The organism is Pseudomonas sp. AOB-7, assembly GCF_003696305.1.
In the GTDB taxonomy this organism is placed as follows: Bacteria; Pseudomonadota; Gammaproteobacteria; order Pseudomonadales; family Pseudomonadaceae; genus Aquipseudomonas.
In genome coordinates this window covers 144,524-161,920 of sequence record NZ_RFFK01000001.1, presented here as the reverse complement: position 1 = coordinate 161,920, position 17,397 = coordinate 144,524, and the positions used below count along the sequence as shown (strand labels likewise).

Genomic DNA, 17,397 nt, shown 5'->3' with positions numbered 1-17,397 from the left:
CTTAAACCCCCAGTGCTCGAAAGCCCGGCACGTCGCGCTCGCCCAGCAGCTGGATATAGCGGGCGATGGCGCCGAGGTTGGCGCGGTCTTCGGCGCCGTCGACCACGCCTGGCACTCGGCTGGCGATGCTGCCGCGAGGCGCCGGGGTCGGTTCTGCGGTTTCGCGGATCACCCGGCGCACCACCTCCAGCTCGCCCACGGCCAAGGCGAACTGGCCCTCGTCGGGCGCCTGTTCGGTGAGGCGGATCAGGCCGCTGATGGTGCAGGTTGCGTAGACCTTGTTCATGGGCTCCCCCTTCATTGCACTGCTTGTTCAAACGGCACGATGGCGAAGTCCTCGACATCGCGATTGATGGTCACGCCAGGCAGACCAGCGACGGCGTCCGGCTCGTTGAGGATGGCTTCCTTGTTCACCTCTTCCTTGGTGCGGATCAGGCGCTCCAGCCCCTTGACCTTGAGCAGCTCCAGCACGGTTTCGGCGCCGCGCACGGTCACGCTCGGCGGACGGCAGCGCCATTGCACTTCGCCTGTTACTAGGTTGGCGAACTTGACCTTGTTGTTATCTGTCAGCTCGGCACGGTGCGCCTCGCACCAGCCCTGCACGCCACTCTGCAAGGTGGTAAGGCGCGTTTTCAGCTCGTCCACCGGGCCGGCAAAGCGCTCGGTGACAGCTCCGATCTCGTCATTCATTTCGGTTTCAAGGCGGGTGATTTCGCGCTGCACGTCGCCGATGGCTTTGATGTCGCTTACCACTTGGTCGCGGGTCTGCGGGATGTGTTGAGCAGCTGCGGCTTTCAGTCGTTTTTTCGGTGCCATGTGTTTGGTCTCTCTCAGTGGATGGTTTGCAGGTCGCGGTAGCTGATGGGGCGGCGCCATTCGAGGGTTACGCCCTCAAACAGCACGGTGATGCGGTCGCTGCCCGCAGAGGCGTGGCGCTGGTAGCCTTCGGTCAGGCGCTCGCGTTGCAGGCGCTCGCCGTCTTCCGGGCTGATCACCAGGCGGTTCTCGGTCGGATCGATCTGTAGCAGCCGCACGCCCTTGGCCTGCAAGTGGCGGGCGGCTGCATTGAAGTCGCGCAGGCTGGTTGCCAGCGCAGGGGTCAGGACTTTCATCGGGCGCGGCTCAGTGGTGGCCATGACGTTGCTCCTTTGCTGCACAGCGAGGGTTCTGCGGGCAGTGCTGGCAGGCGCGCCAGTGCTGCATCGCGTGTGGGTTGTGGGTCGGTGCCGGTTTTTCGCGGTGTGTTTGGCACTGCTCAGTGGTGATCACTTCCCCCAGCACCACGCAGTCAATGCGGCCGAGGATGTCCATCACGCGGCGTTCTACGCGGTCGGTGCTGGGCGACGGGTAGCGGTTCTGCAACAGCAGGGTTACGGCGGTACGGCTCATGCCGATGCGGTCGGCCGCTTTGGTGCGGTTGCTCTGCTCGACTTCACGGGCCAGCAGGGTGACGAACAACGGCGGCTGTTCACCCCAGGCGGACAGGTCTACACGGGCTGCCTGGTTCATTCCTCAACCTCCGGCTCCGGCTGGCGGTAGACGACTTTGCCCAGGTTTGGGTCGAACACCTGGCCGACCCGCTGAATCATCGGTGGGCGCGGGCCGCTGTAGCGCTGGGGTATGAGTCGATAGCGGGCGGGCTTGCCCGGTGCGCCCTTGCTCACGATCTGGACGTAACCGGCATGCACTAGCCACTGGAGATAGCGCTGCGCTGTGGTTCGGGTGGTGGGGGCTGCAATCGAGGCCTGCTTCGCCAGTTCCTCGGCGTCCAGTTCGCCCAGGATGCGCAGCGTGCGCCACATGGCCTCGGTTCCTGCACCGGCCTTGCTTGGCTGGCCGTCGCGGGTCACGGCGGGGGCTTCGGCGCCGACGTCATTGGCCAGGGCGAAGGTCTGCTCCTCAAAACGGCCGCCGCTGAGTACCGTCACATAGCCGCCTTTTATCAGCCCATGGAGGTAGGTGCGGACGGTGGCTTGGTCGACCTTTGCCTGCCGCGACACCTTGTAGCTGGTGAAGCTTTCAGCTGCTGAGCGGATGGCTTCCCACACCCGCTGCCGGTTGCTTTTGCCGCCGCGCATTTCCAGGTGAATCTGCTTACGCCCGGTCGCCATCAAGCAACCCTCCGCGCAGGAGCGGCGCCAGTGAACCAACCACGTTTGCCCCAGGTGGGCAGGTCGACTGCCTCCAGGCCGGACGCGGTGGCTTCACTGTTTACCCGGTGCAGGTTGACCGCCACCCGGCGCAGGCAGCCTTTAACGGCGCTGTTCAGGTCTTGCAGCAGGTCATCAGCCAGACGCAGGTTCGGGTAGCTGGCGGCGGCCAGGCGCTTGACGTCTGCCAGGTTGGCCGATTGGGCGGGCACCCACTCCAGCACGCGGTTATGCAGACGCTCCAGCTTGACCAAGCTGGTGGCTACGCCTTCCTCGCCGATCAATATGATGGTGCCTTGGCTGGCGTTGTAGAGGTCGGTCAGGACGTTGGCCGCTGCCTTCTCAAGCAGGTATTGCACGTCATCGACGATCAGCGGCCGGCCGCTCAGGCTGAGCTGCTCGGCGATCTGGTCAACCATCTCGCTGAGGGTGCGGGCGGGGGTGATCGCCATCTCGCGCAGGATGGCGAGCAGGAATGCCTTCTTAGTCCAGCTGTCCCGGCACTCCACGTAATAGGCGCGGTGTTGATTGGCGGCGCAGGCGGCGGCCACGGATTTGCCGAAGCCACTCGGCCCGAACATGACCACCAGCCCAGGCAGGCCCTGGGGGCGCTGCAGGGCACGGTCAATGGCGCTGGCCAGCAGGCCGACATTGGTCAACGGGACGATCTTGGAAACGCTCATAGGTGTTACTCCCCTGGTCAAGCGCGGGCCGTTGCAGGCTCCGCGAATTGGTCATACATGCGTTGAATCGAGGCGAAGTCCGGGTGGGCCGGGTAGCGCTCATGCCAGCGGGCTTCGTCATCGGTGAGGGTTTCGCCGGCCAAGAGGCGGGCGTTCAGTTGCTGCCACAGGTCGTAGCGGGCCATCGGGTCGCCCGGCACGGTGAAGGCGGCCGCCTGGGCGTCCAGGGCCAGGGCGGCGTATCGCTGTGCGCTGGCCAACTGCGCCGGCTCCAGGTTGGCGCTCGGTGCGCTGGTCGGGGCTAGCAGCTCGACGCGCTTGCCCGTGGTGGTTTCCAGCTTGTCGATGGCGCGCTTCATCTGGCCCAGCTCGCGGCGCTCCTGGGCTTGCTCGATCATGCTGCGCGGCATGTAGTCGCTGGCGTTGCCGTCGAGCAGTGCCTCGCCCAGCAGGTGGCCTTCCAGAGTGCGAACCCACACACGGGAGGCGTCGCGCACGTCGTAGGCCACCCGCACTTCCTCGCCGTGGAAGTCGCGCAAGCTATTGAGGAAGTAACGCTGGCCGGCCCAGGCGATTTCGCCGCGGCGGGTCGGGCGGATCACCTGCGGGCGCATCAGGTCTTCGACCAGCTCGGCTGGCGCCAGCATCGGTTCCCAGCCGCTGTCGAGGGCCGCTTGCCAGGCTTCGTTGGGGCTCATGTGGCGCAGGGCGCCGGTCTGCGGGTCGCGGACTTTCGCCAGGCCCCGATGCGGCCGGTTGTTGTAGGCCTCCAGCTCGTACTCGACGCCGGCAATGAACTCGGCGAAGGTCGGAATCAGCGGGGTGCTACCAGTGTCGCGCAGCTGCTTGCGGCTGATCCGATGCACGGCTGTGCCGGCGTGCTTGTCCATGGCGGCGCCGATGTAGCTCGGCAGCTTCTTGGCGGCGGTCACCCAAATGGACTGGTGGGCGCGTTCGATCAGACCACGCGCCTGGCTGTTGTAGGGCAGCGCGTGGGTCATGGTGCCGCCGAGGCGGTCGACCACTTCGCGCACGGTGTCGTTGGCGAAGCCCGACCCGTTGTCGACGTAGAACACAGCGAACATGCCGCCACGCTTCACCGCGTCGCGCAGGGCATCGAGAACGCCCACGGTCGACTCGGCTTCGCCGATGGAGTAGCCCAGTGCGCGACGGGTGCCCACGTCCAGCACGGTGGTTGTTTCCGGGCGGTACGGCTTGCCGGTGCGCGGGTTCAGTACCTCGGCATCGAACTTGTGGCCGTCGGCCGTGTACACGTCGCCGGGCAGGAGGTTGCGGGTGTCGCGGCGCTTGAACGGCTGCAGGGCTTTCAGCTCTTGCGGGCTGCGGCGACCACGCTCGCGGGCCTCGGGGCTGAGCTTGTTCAGGAAGCGGCGCACCTGGTGAATGCTGGGGCGGTCGCCCGTGCATTTCGCGGAGTATTCGGCATAGGCCGCCTCCACACTGGGCTTGGTCGGGCGCTGGTAGTGGCGCAGAAAATCGGGCGCCCAGTCCGGCACGCTCATGTCAGCCTTGCTACGGCCCGGCACCAGACCGGCCTCGCCTTCGCGGCGGTAGTCGGACAGCCAGCGCTTGAGGGTGCGCTCGGACAAACTGCGGTCGGCCGTCTTGCGGTCGTTAGCGCGCACCACGCGGTCGGCCAGGTACGGGCTGAGCTGGTTGTCACGGGCCAGACCGACCAGGGTCATGATCGCGCGCTGCTGGGTGACGGCGGCGCTCATGCGCTCGATTTCGCGCACGAAGGCCAGGCGCGCCTGCATCACTGAGCGCTGTGATTCGCTAAAGCGTGACGCGGAAAGCGCGTCACGCTGAGGCGTTTTCTGTTCGGCGGAAGGCTCGGGCTGCGGCTCGGCTTGGTTGACCAGGCGGGCCAGCAGGGCGGCCTGGGTATCGGGCGGCAGGACGGCGAAACTGTACTCGATGGCCTTGGAGCCAAGGCGGCGCTGGCCTTCCCAGCCTTCGCGGTCGGCCATCTGCCTGATATTCCGGTCAGTGGTCGGCAGCCCCGGCAAGCCAGCCAGCTCTTGGGCGGTGAACCACTTACGCATTGGGCACCTCGCCTTTGCGGGCCAGGTGGGTGCCGAGGTTGAGTGCGGCAGTGCGCAGCCATTCCTCGGCGTCACGCCAGGCGCCGGTGCTGACGCAGTCATGGCCTGCTTTGCTTTCTATAGCGACGCAGTCATAGAACTCGGTAGCCAGGCGCAGATCGTCCAGGAGGTTTTGTGGGATGCTGGTCATGTCCGGTCTCCCAAGAGCTTTTTCAGCTCGCGTGCCTTGCGGGTGGCCTCTGCGGCCTCGCGCTCCAGACGGCCCAACTCGGCATCCAGCGCCTCTCGGCCATAGGCGACCCGGCCACCACGTTGGGCAACCTGCCAGTCGGTCAGTAGATGGCAGTCGCAGGCCTGCTCCAAGAGCACGGCGCGGTAGAAAGGCAGGTTGTGATCCTGGCGGGCCGGACTGGCCCAGGCGTCGAGCATGAACTTGCTCACGTCATCGCCTGACAGTCGCGACATATGCGCGGCGACCTGGTGGCGATCCTGGCCTTTGAGAAGCTGGCCAACCATGAGGCTGACCTCGGCGGCGTAGTTGCCCTCGCCAGGGACTGCCAGCTTCGGCTGGGGAACATCGAAGATGTCTAGGGTGCGGTCATCTTTTCCGCGGCGCATGTTCATGCCTCCGTGCCCGTTTTACGGTGCGAAACAGGAACGTAACGGCTATCCTTGGCGGTGCTGCGCGGAAAGGTTTCGGCCCGGTTAGGCCGCTGGCGGCGCGGGGTGCCGTCCAGGTTCCAGCGCTCTGGCCAGAGTTCAATCGGCTGTACGTCCAGTTGTTCTGCGATGGCGCGCTCGATGCGCGGGTATGGCGCGTGCTTCACCGCACGCACCGCCCGGTCGGTAACGTCGAGCTGGCGAGCCAGTTCGGCGGGCGAGCAGCCGTGGATGCGCAGTTGGTATTTGATCCACTCCCAGCGCTGGGCCGGGTCGTGTGGCATCTCTGCAATGTTCATCAGCAACAACCATCTTGGCGGGTGGTTTTTTAAGGCCGTCTAACAGCCTGTTGCGGATAAACATACGCAGAAAAAAGAGTACATGCAATCGGATAAAAGCGTATCCGATTCTTTTTTGTGAACAGCACGCACAGAAAAAAGCGCGAGCCTAGGTAAATCAATGACTTACGCAGAATCGGATGAATCGGATGCAGCTAAGACTGAGCATCCGATTCCCCTGGGGGGAATCGGATGCTTCGGAGAAAGGCTCAAAGAGATCATGGGGAACACTGGGGCGCGCGCTTTTGCGCGCACCTGCGGTCTGTCAGAGGGCGCCATACGCAGTTATCTGAGTGGCGAGACATTCCCTACGCTCGACCGCCTGGCTCAGATCGCGCACGCTAACAAACTCGATCCCATGTGGCTCGCGTTTGGGGGGGCGGCGAAGCAAGATGAAGACGCCTATGCCTACGTCCCGCTATATGACGCCCGCTGCAGCGCTGGTAGCGGCGCCTGGAACGAGCGTTCGCGCGTCCTAGTCAACCTGTCCTTTACTCGCTATAGCCTGCGCAAGAAGGGACTGACGCCGGCCGACCTGGCATGCCTGCGCGTGGACGGTGACTCGATGCTCGGTCTGCTAGATGACGGCGACACGGTCATGATCGACCTGAGCCGCAACACGCTTGAGGGCGAGGGTGTTTATGTGGTCATGCTCGATGACCATCTCTATGCCAAGCGCCTGCAGCGCGACTTCGATGGCTCGGTGCATGTCATCAGCCACAACCGCGAGTACCGGGAGATCATTGTGCCCAAGGATCGCCTGGCCGAGCTGCACATCATTGGCCGCGTTGTATGGGCTGGCGGCTGGATGGTTTAACCCTGCCGCGCTTCGGCGCGGTGCCAAACCTCCCGCAATATCAGGCTAGCCAACCTAGCCCTGGGGCGCTCCCTGCCGCGCACCCCTTTGGCACTGCCCAGCTCGCCGAGCCCCGCACCGTCCGGGGCTTTCCGGTTTGTTCCGGCTTCTTCCGCCATCCTCCGGCCCTGTGCCAAACATCTCACCCCCTCACACGTCCGGCCCACCCTAAAAGGCCCCTAGGCTTTCCTTGGAGCGCCCGGCAACAGATAACAGAGACGTAGCCTTTATATCGATAATTTGGCTCCGTCGAAGGCGAAGCGGCAGACCCGTGGGTCTACGCCGTGTGCGCCAGTCCCGGTTGGCTTGATTTACGGGATGCCTCAGCGCCTTAGTCCCTCCAGAAAACGCCGGTAGAGCAGGGCGCTTTCCTGCGGTCGCTCCAGCATCGGCGCATGGCCGACGCCCGGCATCACTACCACGCTGGGCTGGCGCAACAACGGCCGCATCACCTCGATGCTGGACACATGCAGCACGCGGTCCTGCTCGCCCCACAGCAGCAGGGTCGGGGCCTGGATTTTCGGCAGTTCCGGCTCCAGCGGGATATAGCGCTCGACCAGTTGCTGGAATACCCGCTCGTAATGCTCGCGGTTGGCCATCGACCGTTCGGCCAGGTGGCGCCGGAGCGACTCGGGCAGGTAGGGCGGCTCGACGAAGACGAACTGCAGCAGGCGCTGGAAGTCTTGCGGCTGCCTTACCACCAGCGGGTTGGGTACGCCGCGTTCGAGCAGTTCGAAGAGTTCGCTCTTGCTCGGCGCCTCGACCCCGGCGTTGTCGAACAGCGCCAGCGAGCGCACCCGCTGCGGGTAGCGTGCGGCAAAGAGGGCGGCGATATGCCCACCCATGGAGTTGCCCAGCAGATGGGCGCGATCGATATCCAGCGCGTCGAGGATGCTCGCCAGGCGTTCGGCCTGGGTGCCGACGTCGTAGCTGCCGACGGGGCGGTCGCTGTCGCCGAAGCCGGGCAGGTCGAGGGCGATCACCCGATAGCGATTCGTCAGCTGGCGGGAAAAGCGCAGCCAGTTATCCTTGTCCGCGGCGAAGCCGTGGATCAGCACCAGGGTTTCGCCCTTTGCCGGCCCTCCCTGGTAGTAATGGATGTTAAGATCGCCGGCACGCAGCTGTTCGTGGCTCAGCCCGGCGCGCTGCTGCTCGATCAGGCGCAGGCTGGCCAGCTGGGTCGCCGGAAAGAAGTAGAGCGTCGCGGCGGCAGCGGCGAGCAGCAGTATCAGGCCGAACAGCAGTTTTTTCATGGCGCGTCCTTATAGCGAATTATTATGGCGGCGCCATTAAGCTAGCATGAACATGGATGGTTTCCCGGGCTTGCCCACCTTCCTTGTCGATCACCGCATGAACCGAGAGTAGCCAATGCCCGAGCGTTGTCTGTTTAAGTCCCTGCTGCTGTGGTGCGCCCTGGCGCTGATGCCGGCAGCCGCCCTGGCGGTGGGCAAGTGCGAGCGCCTGGTGGCGACCGGCAATCCCGAGTATCCGCCCTACCTGTGGCGCGATCCGCAGAATCCGCAGCAGCTGATCGGCGCCAACGCCGACCTGCTCAAGCACCTGGCCAAGGAGCTCGGTCTGGTGGTGGACGTGATCCACACCGGGCCCTGGTCGCGGGCGCAGGACGAGGTGCGCACCGGGCGGGTCGACCTGATCGCCGGCGCCTTCCTCACCCTGCCGCGTCTGGAGAGCATGGACTACGTGCATCCGGCCTTCTTCTTCACCCCCAGCGTGGTCTGGGTGCGCAAGGGCGAAGGTTTCCCCTACGGCAGCTGGGTCGACCTGCAGGGGCGCACCGGCGACACCCTGGTGGGCAACAGCTTCGGCCAGCAGTTCGATACCTACGCCAAGCAGCACCTGACCCTGGAGGGTGTGTCCAGCCTGACCCAGGCGTTCCAGAAGCTGCTGCTCGGGCGCACCGACTACGTGCTCTACGAGCGCTACCCGGGCCTGGCGTTGGCCGAAACCCTGGGCATGGACGACGACCTGGAGGTGCTGGAACCGCCGATCTCCAGCGAAGGTCTGTTCCTCACCCTGTCGCATAACTCGGCGTGCAACGAGCCCTGGCTGCGCGGACAGCTGGCGCGGAAAATGACAGAATTGGTCGCCGCCGGCCTGCCCGAGCAGTTGTTGCAACGCAACCTGGAGCTGTGGAAGGCCCAGCAGATGCAGCCCGACCCGGTCGGCGACGTCAATCAGTAGGAAACTCTCGTGATCAATCGACCCCTTTGCGCGCTGCTGCTGGCGCTGGGCCTGACGGCCTGCGCCAGCGATCCGGCGCCCACCGAACAACTGCGTCTGACCGAACAGGCGCTGGCCCAAGCCAAGGCCCTGGGCGTGGCCCGCGAGCAATCGGCGCCGTTGAGCCAGGCCGAAGACAAGCTGGCCCAGGCCCAGGCCGCGCTGCACGACGGTCGCCACAAGCAGGCCCGGCTGCTGGCCGAGCAGGCCGAACTGGACGCCCGCCTGGCCGAGGCCGAGCACCTCAATGGCAAGGGGCGCGAGCAACTGGCCGAGCTGAACCAGCGCATCGGTCGTCTGCGCCAGCAATTGGGGGCCATGTGATGAGCCGCTCGATGCCCATCGCCGCCCTGCTGCTGGCGGCCACCTTGCTCGGCGGTTGCGCGGCCCAGCAGCCGGCCAGCGACCAGGCCCTGGAAGCGGCGCGCACCAGCTTCCAGACGGTCAAGGAAGATCCCAACGTACTGCGTGCGGCGCCCAAGGACGTGATTCGCGCGGGCGAATCGCTGGCGCGGGCCGAGCGGCTGTCCAGCTACTGGGGCAGCGGCGCGGACGTGCGTCACTATGCCTACCTCAGCCAGCGTTATGCCGAGATCGCCCGTCAGCACAGCGAGATCGCCCTCAACCAGGAGCGCGTGGCCAAGCTCGAGCTGGAGCGTGAGCGCCTGCAGCTGACCCTGCGCGAGGCCAAGCTGCTCAGCGTGCAGCAGCACAACGGCTGGCTGGAGGAACAGATGGTCAGCCTCGCCGCCAGCGAGACCGAGCGCGGTCTGGTGATGACCCTGGGCGACATGCTGTTCGATGCCGGGCGCGCCGAACTGCAGCCGGCGGCCAACCGCACCGTGCTCAAGCTGGTGCAGTTCCTGCAGATCAACCCGCAGCGGCGGGTGCGTATCGAGGGCTATACCGACAACACCGGCAGCGCCGAGGAGAACCTCGAACTGTCGCGCGCGCGGGCGCAGAGCGTGGCCGATCTGCTGGTGGACCTGGGCATCGACGCCAAGCGCCTGCAGGTGGTCGGCTACGGCGTCGACTTCCCGGTGGCGGAGAATGCCTCGGCGCGCGGGCGGGCGCAGAACCGTCGGGTAGAGATCGTCTTCTCCGACGAGCGCGGCCAGCTCGGCGCCGAACGCTAGATCCGCCCGGCTGCACACGAACCCCGGCCTGGCCGGGGTTTTTCGTTTCTGCGCCTGTCTGGCCGCAATCGCCTGGGCATAAGGCATACAGCTGCCGTACGGATACTGTATGGCCGACACTGTTCTGAACTGTGCCAGTACACTTTCGGGTAAATCGGCTACTGTTATGGTTCAGCGACCCGAAGGAGACGGCCATGACCAATCTGTTGCTCTACCAGCGCATCGCCCAGCAGTTGGCCGAGGACATTCGTCGGGGCGTCTACCAGCCGGGCGAGCGGGTACCCTCGGTGCGCAAGATGAGCGCGCAGCTCAACGTCAGCCATGCCACCGTGCTGCAGGCCTACGCCAATCTGGAAGACCAGGGGCTGATCCGCGCGCGGCCGCAGTCCGGCTTCTACGTGCACCAGACACCGGCGCTGACCGCGCCGACCCCGGATATTGCACGGGTCGAACGCCCCGGCCTGGTCACCCGCAGCAGCATCATCAACCAGGTGCTGACCGAGTCGCGCCGCGAGGGGGTGTTCCCGCTGGGCGCCGCGGTGCCGCACGTCGACTACCTGCCGGTGCGCGCGCTGCACCAGCAACTGGCCAAGGTCACCCGTTTCCACAGCCCGCGCGCCTTCAGCTACATGTTCAGCCCCGGCTTCGAGCCGCTGCGCCGGCAGGTGGCGATCCGCATGCGCGACGCCGGGGTGGTGGTCGACCCGTCCGAGGTGGTGATCACCCATGGCTGCGTCGACGCCCTGCAGATGAGCCTGCGCGTGCTGACCCAGCCGGGCGACCTGATCGCCGCCGAGTCGCCGACCTACTACGGCCTGCTGCAGCTGGCCGACCTGCTCGGCCTCAAGGTGATCGAGATTCCCAGTGACCCGACCACCGGCATCAGCCTGGAGGCCTTGCAGCTGGCGGCCAACCAGTGGCCGATCAAGGCGCTGGTGCTCACCGCGCGGCTGTCCAACCCGCTCGGCGGCACCGTTCCCGAGGAACGCCAGCGTCAGTTGCTGCGCCTGGCCGGCGACTACGACATCCAGATCATCGAGGACGATATCTACGGCGAGCTGATGTTCGAGCAAGGGCCGACCAAGGCGCTCAAGTCGCACGATCGCGACAGCCGGGTGATCTACTGCTCGAGCTTCTCCAAGACCCTGTCGCCCGGCGTGCGCATCGGCTGGATAGTCGCCGGCAAGTACCAGGACGAGATCCAGCGCCTGCAGACCTTCACCACCCACTCGGCGTGCAGCGTGACGCAGATGGCGGTGGCCGCCTACCTGGAAAACGGCGGTTACGACCGCCACCTGCGTTTCATCCGCCAGGAGTACCGAAAGAACCTCAGCGCCTTCCAGCTGGCGGTGCAGCAGTATTTCCCCGACGGTACGCAGATGACCCGGCCCAAGGGCGGCTTCATCCTCTGGGTCAGCCTGCCGGTGCGGGTCAATACCAAGGACCTGCACGTGCGCGCGCTGCAGCAGGGCATCTCCATAGCCCCCGGGCTGATCTTCAGCAACACCGAGCAGTTCAACCATTGCGTGCGGCTGAACTGCGGCATCCCGTGGAACCGCGAGGCCGAGCGCGCGCTGATGACCCTGGGCATGCTGGCCAGCCAGCTGTGCCAGGAGGTGAGCGGCGGCTTGTCGCTGGAGCGGGCGGGCGGCATAGCGGTTTAACCCGAATCGGGCAGGGGCTGCGTCTACCTGAGCGAAGGTTCCATGCCATTGCTCAGGAGCTGCACCATGTCCGCTTATTCCGTACTGCTCGTTCGTCCGCTCGCCGCCGGTTTCGCCGCCGGTGTGTTGCTCGCCCTGGCCGCCTGCAGCGTCTCGGGCCCCGAAGCCGAGGCGCAGGGCAAGCCCGCCGCGCCGGCCGCCGCGCTGCACGACAGCCTGGCGGCGCCAGTCGCCGCCGAGGCACGTGCCGAGCTGACGCGCAAGCGCGAGAGCCTACTGCCCAACCATGTCGCCCCTGTCCCCAGCCCCATGCTCGATACCTTGCCGCCGGGCTACCGCGACGTGGCGCGCGAGCAGTACCAGACCTACGCGGACAACCCGGTATTCGCCGTGGCGGAGACGCCGGTGTCGACCTTCAGCATCGACGTGGACACCGGCAGCTACGCCAACGTGCGGCGTTTCCTCAATGGCGGGCAACTGCCGCCGAAGGATGCGGTGCGTCTGGAAGAGCTGGTCAACTACTTCCCCTACGCCTACCCGTTGCCGCAGGGCGACGCGCCTTTTGGCGTCAGCACCGAACTGGCGGTCACGCCCTGGAATCCCGACACGCGCCTGCTGCGTATCGCCATCAAGGCGTCGGACCGCAGCTTGGATGAGCTGCCGCCGGCCAACCTGGTGTTTCTGGTCGATGTCTCCGGCTCGATGCACCGCCGCGAAGGCCTGCCGCTGGTGCAGGGTACGCTCAAGCTGCTGGTCGACCAGTTGCGCCCGCAGGACCGCGTGTCGCTGGTCACCTATGCCGGCGCCAGTCAGGTGGTGCTGGACTCCACGTCCGGCGGCGACAAGGCGGCCATTCGCACGGCCATCGACCAGATGACCGCGGGCGGCTCCACCGCCGGCGAGTCGGGCATTCAACTGGCCTATCGGCAGGCGAGCAAGCACCTGATCGACGGCGGCATCAACCGCATCCTGCTGGCCACCGACGGCGACTTCAACGTCGGCATCAGCGACTTCGACAGCCTCAAGCAACTGGCCGCCGAAAAGCGCAAGAGCGGCGTGTCGCTGACCACCCTGGGCTTTGGCGTGGACAACTACAACGAGCGCCTGATGGAGCAGCTGGCCGACGCCGGCAACGGCAACTACGCCTATATCGACAACCTGCGCGAGGCGCGCAAGGTGCTGGTCGACCAGCTCGGCTCGACCCTCGCCACGGTGGCCAGCGACGTCAAGCTGCAGCTGGAATTCAACCCGGCCGAGGTCAGCGAATACCGCCTGCTGGGCTACGAGAACCGTGCGCTCAAACGCGAGGATTTCAGCAACGACAAGGTCGATGCCGGCGAGATCGGCGCAGGGCATACGGTCACCGCGCTGTACGAGATCGTGCCGGCTGGTGGCAAGGGCTGGCTGGAGCCATTGCGCTATCAGAGCAGCATTCAACCGGCTGGAAAGAGCGGCGAGCTGGCCTGGCTGCGGATTCGCTACAAGGCGCCGGGGGAAGCGAGCAGTCGCCTGCTGGAACGACCCATTGCGCGTGACGAGGCGAAACCGGTTGCGGCCGCCAGCGAGGATCTGCGTTTCGCCGCGGCCGTGGCCGCCTTCGCCCAGCAGCTCAAGGACGGCCGTTACACCGGCGACTTCGATCTGGCGCAGAGCATCGCGCTGGCCCGCTCGGGCAAGGGCGAGGATCGCTTCGGCCTGCGCGGCGAGTTCATCCAGCTGGCCGAAATCGCCCAGAGCCTGCAAACTTCCGGCTCCACTCCAGTACGAGTTCAGCAGTGAACGCACCCCTCACGGATGACGACGCCGCCCTGTTGCGGCGTTACCGCCGCGGCGACGCCGCGGCCTTCAATGCGCTGTACCAGCGCCATCGGATGGGTCTGTTCCGCTTTCTGCTCGGCCTGTGCGGCGATCACGCCCTGGCCGAGGAAGTATTCCAGGAAACCTGGATGAGCCTGGTGCGCAGCCAGAGCGAACAGCGCGAGGCGGTGCTGTTCAAGACCTGGCTGTACCAGATCGCCCGCAACCGGCTGATCGACCACTGGCGCAAGACTGGCAGGCACCAGGCCGGCCACGACGCGTACGATGAAGGCCAGCACGCCCAGGCGGACCCGCAGCCGGGCCCGGAGCAGCAGCTCGGCCTGAGCCGCGACAGCCAGCGCCTACAGGCCGCGCTGGCGGACCTGCCGGCCGACCAGCGCGAGGTGTTCCTGCTGCGCGCCCATGGCGACCTGGAACTGAACGAGATTGCCGAGTTGACCCGCACGCCGGCCGAGACGGTCAAGAGCCGTCTGCGTTATGCCCTGCAGAAACTGCGCCGGCTGCTGGCCACCGAGGAGTTGTCCGCATGACCCACGATCGCGAAACACTGGACCACGAACAGGCGCTGCTGGCGCATTTTCGTGCCCATGGCGAAGGCGAACCCTCGGCCGAGCTGGACGCACGCATCCTGGCGGCGGCAAGCGCGGCCGCGCGCGAAGCGCGCCAGCCCGATACGGCCGCGGCCAGCACTGGCTGGGCGCAGCGCCTGCATCACTGGCTGTTCGGCAGTGGCCGGCAGCGCTGGTCGGTGGCGGTAGCCGGGCTGGCCTGCGTCGGCATCGGCGTCAGCCTGACCTGGCGCACCCTGGAGCAGACTCCGGAGGCATTCGATGCCGTGCCGCCCAGCGTGGCCATGAGCCCAGCTGCGCCAGCCTCCGCGCCGATGGCGGCCAAGCGTGCTGCCGAGGGCGAGTCGGTGGCGCGCATGGCCGCTCCTGAGGAACGGATGAAGGCCGAGGTCATGGCACGCTCGGCGCCACCTGCCGCGATGGCCGACGCGCCGATGGCCAGCACCGCGGCCATAGCGCCCATGGCCGAGTTGGTGAGCCAGAGCGAGCCGCGCGAGGCCTTGCTGCGTCTGCTGGAGCTGCGGCGTACGGGCAAGCAGGCCGAGGCAAAGCGTTTGCTGGAGCAGTTGCAGGCCGATTATCCGCAACTGGATATCGAAGCCGAGCTGAGCCATCTGGCTGCCGAGCCGCTTCAGGAATGAAGGGCGAGGTAAAAGTCGTGTAAGCCGGCTTGCCAGCCAGGCACGGGCAGGGGAGCATGAGCGCATCGTCGACCGAGTTACCCTTGTCCCATGATGCGTAAGTCCCTTCCGTTGCTGCTGTGCCTGGCTTGGCTGAGCGCCTGCGAGCGTACGGCGGAGCCTGTGGCGCAGCAGCCCGAGCCTGTTCCGGCGCCGCTTGCCGCGCCGGTTGAGGCGCCTGCAGCCGAGGTTGCCAAGCCTAAGCCCGTCGAGCCGGCGTCGCCGGCCGAAGCCGCCGAAGTCAAACCAGCCGCGCCTGGCAAACCTCAGGCCGCTGCCAAGCCCAAGCCGGCCGCCGCGCCGCAGCTCAAGCCCGAACCCGAGCCGAAACCGGCGCTGGATCTGAGCGTGCCGCAGGAGCTGTTCGAGCAAGCGCTGGAGAGCGAAACCCGCGAGGAGCTCTCGCCATTGCTGCCGCCCCTGTTCGGCGACAAACCCGAGACTGTCAGCCCCTTCCAGCTCAGCGGTCGGCTGATCAGCAACGAGCGGGTGGACGACTACTGGGAGTCCATCGAAGGCGCCGAGTTGCAGTTCGAGTTCAAGCAGTAGTGCGGCCGGTGCGCGGCGCACCCTCCCTAGCGCTTGCCAGGCGTTCGAACGTTCAGAAACGGTAAGCCTGGCGCGCGATGGCCGCATGCAGCTCGTCATCCAGCGGTTGGAAGCTCGCCGTGCCGGGCAGGCGCACGTAGAGCGGCCCATCGACCCGGCTCGGGTCGTAGCCGGCCTGCTTGAGGTCGGTCTTCTTGTACTTGAAGGTGCCGGTGGTCTCCACCTCACCGAGCAGGCGCACGAACAGCGGCGCGGCGTAGGCCGGCAGTTCGCGATCCAGGTGCGCGGCCAGCGCGGCGCCGTCCAGCTCGAAGCCTGGCGCCAGGCGCAGCGCGGCCATGCCGCAGCGGCCATTGGTGCCGGTGATTTCCACGCCGTAGACCACCGCATCCTCCACCCCGGGGAAGGCGCCGAGCACGTTTTCCACCTCGGTGGTGGAGACGTTCTCGCCCTTCCAGCGGAAGGTATCGCCGAGGCGGTCGACGAACTGCGCGTGCTTGCAGCCTATGTCGCGCATCAGGTCGCCGGTGTTGAACCAGGCGTCGCCCTTCTTGAACACGTCGCGCAGAATCGCCGCCTCGCTCTTGGCCGGATCGGTGTAGCCGTCGAACGGCCACTTGGCGCTGATTTCGCTGATCAGCAGGCCGGCTTCGCCCTTGTCGGCCTTTTGCAGAAAGCCCTTCTTGCCGCGCACGGGGCGGTCGTTTTCCAGGTCGTAACGGACGATGGCGTAGGTGGCCGGGGTATAGCCGACGGTATTGTCGAAGTTGAAGACGTTGGTGAAGCCGATATTGCCTTCGCTGGAGGCATAGAACTCGGTGATCTGCTCGACGCCGAAGCGCTGCTTGAACTCGGCCCAGATCGAGGGGCGCAGGCCGTTGCCGATCATGCAGCGCAGGCTGTTGTTCCTTTCGCTATCGGTTTCCGGCTGGTTGAGCAGGTAGCGGCACAGTTCACCGATGTAACCGAAGCAGGTGGCCTGGTAACGCGCCACGTCGCTCCAGAAGGCGCTGGCGGAGAACTTGCGGCGCAGGGCGATGGCCGCACCGCCGGCCAGGGCCGCGCTCCAGCATACGGTGACGGCGTTGTTGTGGTAGCAGGGCAGGGTGAGGTAGAGCACGTCGTGCTCGTTCAGGGTCAGGCCGGAATGGCCGAAGCCGCCATAGGCCTTGATCCACTTGCCGTGGCTCATGATCGAGGCCTTGGGCAGGCCGGTGGTGCCGGAGGTGTAGATCAGAAAGCAGGCATCCTTCATGCGTACGCGCTGGCTGTCCGGCGGGTTGTCCTGGGCCTGGCCGGCGGCCAGTTGCATCAGGTTGAGCCAGCCATCTGGCGCCTGGCCGGGATCGCGCAGGCAGTCCTGGTCAGCGATCCAATAGCGTTTGGCCTGCTGATTGTGCAGTTGTGCGGCGATTTCCTCGAAGGCGCCGAGCAGTTCGTCGCCGATCACCAGAAAGCCGGGTTTGACCAGGTTGAAGCTGTGCGCCAGTACCTTGCCGCGCTGGGTGGTGTTGATCAGCGCGCCCACGGCGCCGAGTTTGCTCAGGGCGGCGAGGATCGCCAGCAGCTCCAGGCGGTTCTCCAGCATCACCGCCACCACGTCGCCATGGCCGACGCCTTCGGCCTTGAACGCCCAAGCCAGGCGGTTGGCCCAAGCATTGAAGGCGCGGTAGCTGAGCCGGCGTTGCTCGTCCAGCAGCGCCGGACGCTCGGGATGCAGCTGCGCGGCGCGCTGCAGCGCCCAGGCCAGCGACAGCTTCTTCTCGCGGTTGCGGATGCCGGCGTAGTACAGGCCGCGCAGCATGCGCGGCACGCGCGGCAGGTGCTGCGGCAGGTGGGCCAGGAAGCGGAAGGGCGAAATCAGATCGGCTTGGCTCATGGGGCTCGCACTTGGGCTGTTATGAATTGGAGGCGAGTCCTGACTCTAGTCAGCCTGGCGCGCACCAGCCATGGCCCAGGTGCGTTCAGCGGTGGGCAGATCGGCAAA

At 66.2% G+C, this 17,397-nt stretch carries 21 protein-coding genes; 9 read left to right on the top strand and 12 right to left on the bottom strand.

The window, feature by feature from the left end:
• Position 1: 1 nt before the first annotated feature.
• Genes EA796_RS00770 through EA796_RS00725 form a run of 10 tightly spaced genes read right to left on the bottom strand, consistent with a single transcriptional unit; the run spans position 2 to position 5,858 of the window.
• Positions 2 to 286 carry a hypothetical protein gene (locus tag EA796_RS00770; RefSeq protein ID WP_122107148.1) on the bottom strand — a complete coding sequence of 95 codons (285 nt, stop codon included), beginning with the start codon at positions 284 to 286 and terminating at the stop codon, positions 2 to 4.
• 11 nt (positions 287 to 297) lie between these two features.
• Entirely contained in the window at positions 298 to 816 is a 519-nt protein-coding gene (locus EA796_RS00765) for a host-nuclease inhibitor Gam family protein (RefSeq protein WP_122107147.1), read from the bottom strand.
• A gap of 14 nt (positions 817 to 830) precedes the next feature.
• The gene (locus EA796_RS00760; RefSeq protein ID WP_218567618.1) at positions 831 to 1,136 is read right to left on the bottom strand and encodes a hypothetical protein; all 306 of its coding nucleotides are present in this window, start codon (positions 1,134 to 1,136) and stop codon (positions 831 to 833) included.
• Positions 1,123 to 1,509, bottom strand: a complete 387-nt coding sequence (locus EA796_RS00755) for a hypothetical protein (protein WP_122107146.1) — start codon at positions 1,507 to 1,509, stop codon at positions 1,123 to 1,125. The genes EA796_RS00760 and EA796_RS00755 overlap by 14 nt, the downstream gene beginning before the upstream one ends.
• Positions 1,506 to 2,111, bottom strand: a complete 606-nt coding sequence (locus tag EA796_RS00750) for a hypothetical protein (RefSeq protein WP_122107145.1) — start codon at positions 2,109 to 2,111, stop codon at positions 1,506 to 1,508. The genes EA796_RS00755 and EA796_RS00750 overlap by 4 nt, the downstream gene beginning before the upstream one ends.
• Positions 2,111 to 2,833, bottom strand: a complete 723-nt coding sequence (locus EA796_RS00745) for an AAA family ATPase (protein WP_122107144.1) — start codon at positions 2,831 to 2,833, stop codon at positions 2,111 to 2,113. Before EA796_RS00745 ends, EA796_RS00750 begins: the two co-directional genes overlap by 1 nt.
• 17 nt (positions 2,834 to 2,850) lie before the next feature.
• The gene (locus EA796_RS00740; RefSeq protein ID WP_122107143.1) at positions 2,851 to 4,899 is read right to left on the bottom strand and encodes a DNA-binding protein; all 2,049 of its coding nucleotides are present in this window, start codon (positions 4,897 to 4,899) and stop codon (positions 2,851 to 2,853) included.
• The gene (locus EA796_RS00735) at positions 4,892 to 5,089 is read right to left on the bottom strand and encodes a hypothetical protein (RefSeq protein WP_122107142.1); all 198 of its coding nucleotides are present in this window, start codon (positions 5,087 to 5,089) and stop codon (positions 4,892 to 4,894) included. Before EA796_RS00735 ends, EA796_RS00740 begins: the two co-directional genes overlap by 8 nt.
• Positions 5,086 to 5,517 (bottom strand): hypothetical protein, encoded by a 432-nt coding sequence (locus EA796_RS00730; protein WP_122107141.1) that lies wholly within the window; start codon positions 5,515 to 5,517, stop codon positions 5,086 to 5,088. The genes EA796_RS00735 and EA796_RS00730 overlap by 4 nt, the downstream gene beginning before the upstream one ends.
• A 2-nt stretch (positions 5,518 to 5,519) precedes the next feature.
• Positions 5,520 to 5,858, bottom strand: coding sequence for a helix-turn-helix domain-containing protein (locus EA796_RS00725; RefSeq protein ID WP_122107140.1), 339 nt, complete (start codon positions 5,856 to 5,858; stop codon positions 5,520 to 5,522).
• A 160-nt stretch (positions 5,859 to 6,018) separates the two neighbouring features.
• Here EA796_RS00725 and EA796_RS00720 point away from each other — a divergent pair, with 160 nt between their 5' ends.
• A complete protein-coding gene (locus EA796_RS00720) occupies positions 6,019 to 6,714 on the top strand; it encodes a S24 family peptidase (RefSeq protein WP_122107139.1) in 696 nt (231 codons plus the stop codon).
• A gap of 362 nt (positions 6,715 to 7,076) precedes the next feature.
• On the opposite strand, the gene EA796_RS00715 is transcribed toward EA796_RS00720, so the two are convergent.
• A complete protein-coding gene (locus EA796_RS00715; protein WP_122107138.1) occupies positions 7,077 to 8,006 on the bottom strand; it encodes an alpha/beta fold hydrolase in 930 nt (309 codons plus the stop codon).
• 115 nt (positions 8,007 to 8,121) lie between these two features.
• On the opposite strand from EA796_RS00715, the gene EA796_RS00710 reads away from it, so the two are divergent.
• The 8 genes from EA796_RS00710 to EA796_RS00675 all read left to right on the top strand — a co-directional run bounded on the left by EA796_RS00710 (position 8,122) and on the right by EA796_RS00675 (position 15,410).
• A complete protein-coding gene (locus EA796_RS00710) occupies positions 8,122 to 8,955 on the top strand; it encodes an ABC transporter substrate-binding protein (RefSeq protein WP_021443546.1) in 834 nt (277 codons plus the stop codon).
• 9 nt (positions 8,956 to 8,964) lie between these two features.
• A complete protein-coding gene (locus EA796_RS00705; protein ID WP_122107137.1) occupies positions 8,965 to 9,318 on the top strand; it encodes a DUF4398 domain-containing protein in 354 nt (117 codons plus the stop codon).
• Complete coding sequence (locus EA796_RS00700) at positions 9,318 to 10,130, top strand: OmpA family protein (protein WP_031302982.1); 813 nt, start codon at positions 9,318 to 9,320, stop codon at positions 10,128 to 10,130. Before EA796_RS00705 ends, EA796_RS00700 begins: the two co-directional genes overlap by 1 nt.
• A gap of 194 nt (positions 10,131 to 10,324) precedes the next feature.
• Positions 10,325 to 11,794 carry a PLP-dependent aminotransferase family protein gene (locus EA796_RS00695; protein WP_122107136.1) on the top strand — a complete coding sequence of 490 codons (1,470 nt, stop codon included), beginning with the start codon at positions 10,325 to 10,327 and terminating at the stop codon, positions 11,792 to 11,794.
• Positions 11,795 to 11,860: 66 nt separating this feature from the next.
• Positions 11,861 to 13,573 (top strand): VWA domain-containing protein, encoded by a 1,713-nt coding sequence (locus EA796_RS00690; RefSeq protein ID WP_122107135.1) that lies wholly within the window; start codon positions 11,861 to 11,863, stop codon positions 13,571 to 13,573.
• Positions 13,570 to 14,142 (top strand): RNA polymerase sigma factor, encoded by a 573-nt coding sequence (locus tag EA796_RS00685; protein ID WP_122107134.1) that lies wholly within the window; start codon positions 13,570 to 13,572, stop codon positions 14,140 to 14,142. Before EA796_RS00690 ends, EA796_RS00685 begins: the two co-directional genes overlap by 4 nt.
• Complete coding sequence (locus EA796_RS00680) at positions 14,139 to 14,822, top strand: hypothetical protein (RefSeq protein ID WP_122107133.1); 684 nt, start codon at positions 14,139 to 14,141, stop codon at positions 14,820 to 14,822. Before EA796_RS00685 ends, EA796_RS00680 begins: the two co-directional genes overlap by 4 nt.
• Before the next feature lie 93 nt (positions 14,823 to 14,915).
• The gene (locus tag EA796_RS00675) at positions 14,916 to 15,410 is read left to right on the top strand and encodes a hypothetical protein (RefSeq protein ID WP_256679051.1); all 495 of its coding nucleotides are present in this window, start codon (positions 14,916 to 14,918) and stop codon (positions 15,408 to 15,410) included.
• 52 nt (positions 15,411 to 15,462) lie between these two features.
• Here the strand turns inward: EA796_RS00675 and EA796_RS00670 are convergent, their stop codons facing one another.
• Positions 15,463 to 17,289: a long-chain-acyl-CoA synthetase gene (locus EA796_RS00670; RefSeq protein WP_122107131.1), complete on the bottom strand. Its 1,827-nt coding sequence runs from the start codon at positions 17,287 to 17,289 to the stop codon at positions 15,463 to 15,465.
• Positions 17,290 to 17,397 lie beyond the last annotated feature (108 nt).

What these genes read in the sequence shown, in the direction of transcription:
- EA796_RS00770 (WP_122107148.1), bottom strand. Translation starts at nt 286, where the DNA reads ATGAACAAGGTCTACGCAACCTGCACCATCAGCGGCCTGATCCGCCTC.
- EA796_RS00765 (WP_122107147.1), bottom strand. Translation starts at nt 816, where the DNA reads ATGGCACCGAAAAAACGACTGAAAGCCGCAGCTGCTCAACACATCCCG.
- EA796_RS00760 (WP_218567618.1), bottom strand. Translation starts at nt 1,136, where the DNA reads ATGGCCACCACTGAGCCGCGCCCGATGAAAGTCCTGACCCCTGCGCTG.
- EA796_RS00755 (WP_122107146.1), bottom strand. Translation starts at nt 1,509, where the DNA reads ATGAACCAGGCAGCCCGTGTAGACCTGTCCGCCTGGGGTGAACAGCCG.
- EA796_RS00750 (WP_122107145.1), bottom strand. Translation starts at nt 2,111, where the DNA reads ATGGCGACCGGGCGTAAGCAGATTCACCTGGAAATGCGCGGCGGCAAA.
- EA796_RS00745 (WP_122107144.1), bottom strand. Translation starts at nt 2,833, where the DNA reads ATGAGCGTTTCCAAGATCGTCCCGTTGACCAATGTCGGCCTGCTGGCC.
- EA796_RS00740 (WP_122107143.1), bottom strand. Translation starts at nt 4,899, where the DNA reads ATGCGTAAGTGGTTCACCGCCCAAGAGCTGGCTGGCTTGCCGGGGCTG.
- EA796_RS00735 (WP_122107142.1), bottom strand. Translation starts at nt 5,089, where the DNA reads ATGACCAGCATCCCACAAAACCTCCTGGACGATCTGCGCCTGGCTACC.
- EA796_RS00730 (WP_122107141.1), bottom strand. Translation starts at nt 5,517, where the DNA reads ATGCGCCGCGGAAAAGATGACCGCACCCTAGACATCTTCGATGTTCCC.
- EA796_RS00725 (WP_122107140.1), bottom strand. Translation starts at nt 5,858, where the DNA reads ATGAACATTGCAGAGATGCCACACGACCCGGCCCAGCGCTGGGAGTGG.
- EA796_RS00720 (WP_122107139.1), top strand. Translation starts at nt 6,019, where the DNA reads ATGACTTACGCAGAATCGGATGAATCGGATGCAGCTAAGACTGAGCAT.
- EA796_RS00715 (WP_122107138.1), bottom strand. Translation starts at nt 8,006, where the DNA reads ATGAAAAAACTGCTGTTCGGCCTGATACTGCTGCTCGCCGCTGCCGCC.
- EA796_RS00710 (WP_021443546.1), top strand. Translation starts at nt 8,122, where the DNA reads ATGCCCGAGCGTTGTCTGTTTAAGTCCCTGCTGCTGTGGTGCGCCCTG.
- EA796_RS00700 (WP_031302982.1), top strand. Translation starts at nt 9,318, where the DNA reads ATGAGCCGCTCGATGCCCATCGCCGCCCTGCTGCTGGCGGCCACCTTG.
- EA796_RS00695 (WP_122107136.1), top strand. Translation starts at nt 10,325, where the DNA reads ATGACCAATCTGTTGCTCTACCAGCGCATCGCCCAGCAGTTGGCCGAG.
- EA796_RS00690 (WP_122107135.1), top strand. Translation starts at nt 11,861, where the DNA reads ATGTCCGCTTATTCCGTACTGCTCGTTCGTCCGCTCGCCGCCGGTTTC.
- EA796_RS00680 (WP_122107133.1), top strand. Translation starts at nt 14,139, where the DNA reads ATGACCCACGATCGCGAAACACTGGACCACGAACAGGCGCTGCTGGCG.
- EA796_RS00675 (WP_256679051.1), top strand. Translation starts at nt 14,916, where the DNA reads ATGCGTAAGTCCCTTCCGTTGCTGCTGTGCCTGGCTTGGCTGAGCGCC.
- EA796_RS00670 (WP_122107131.1), bottom strand. Translation starts at nt 17,289, where the DNA reads ATGAGCCAAGCCGATCTGATTTCGCCCTTCCGCTTCCTGGCCCACCTG.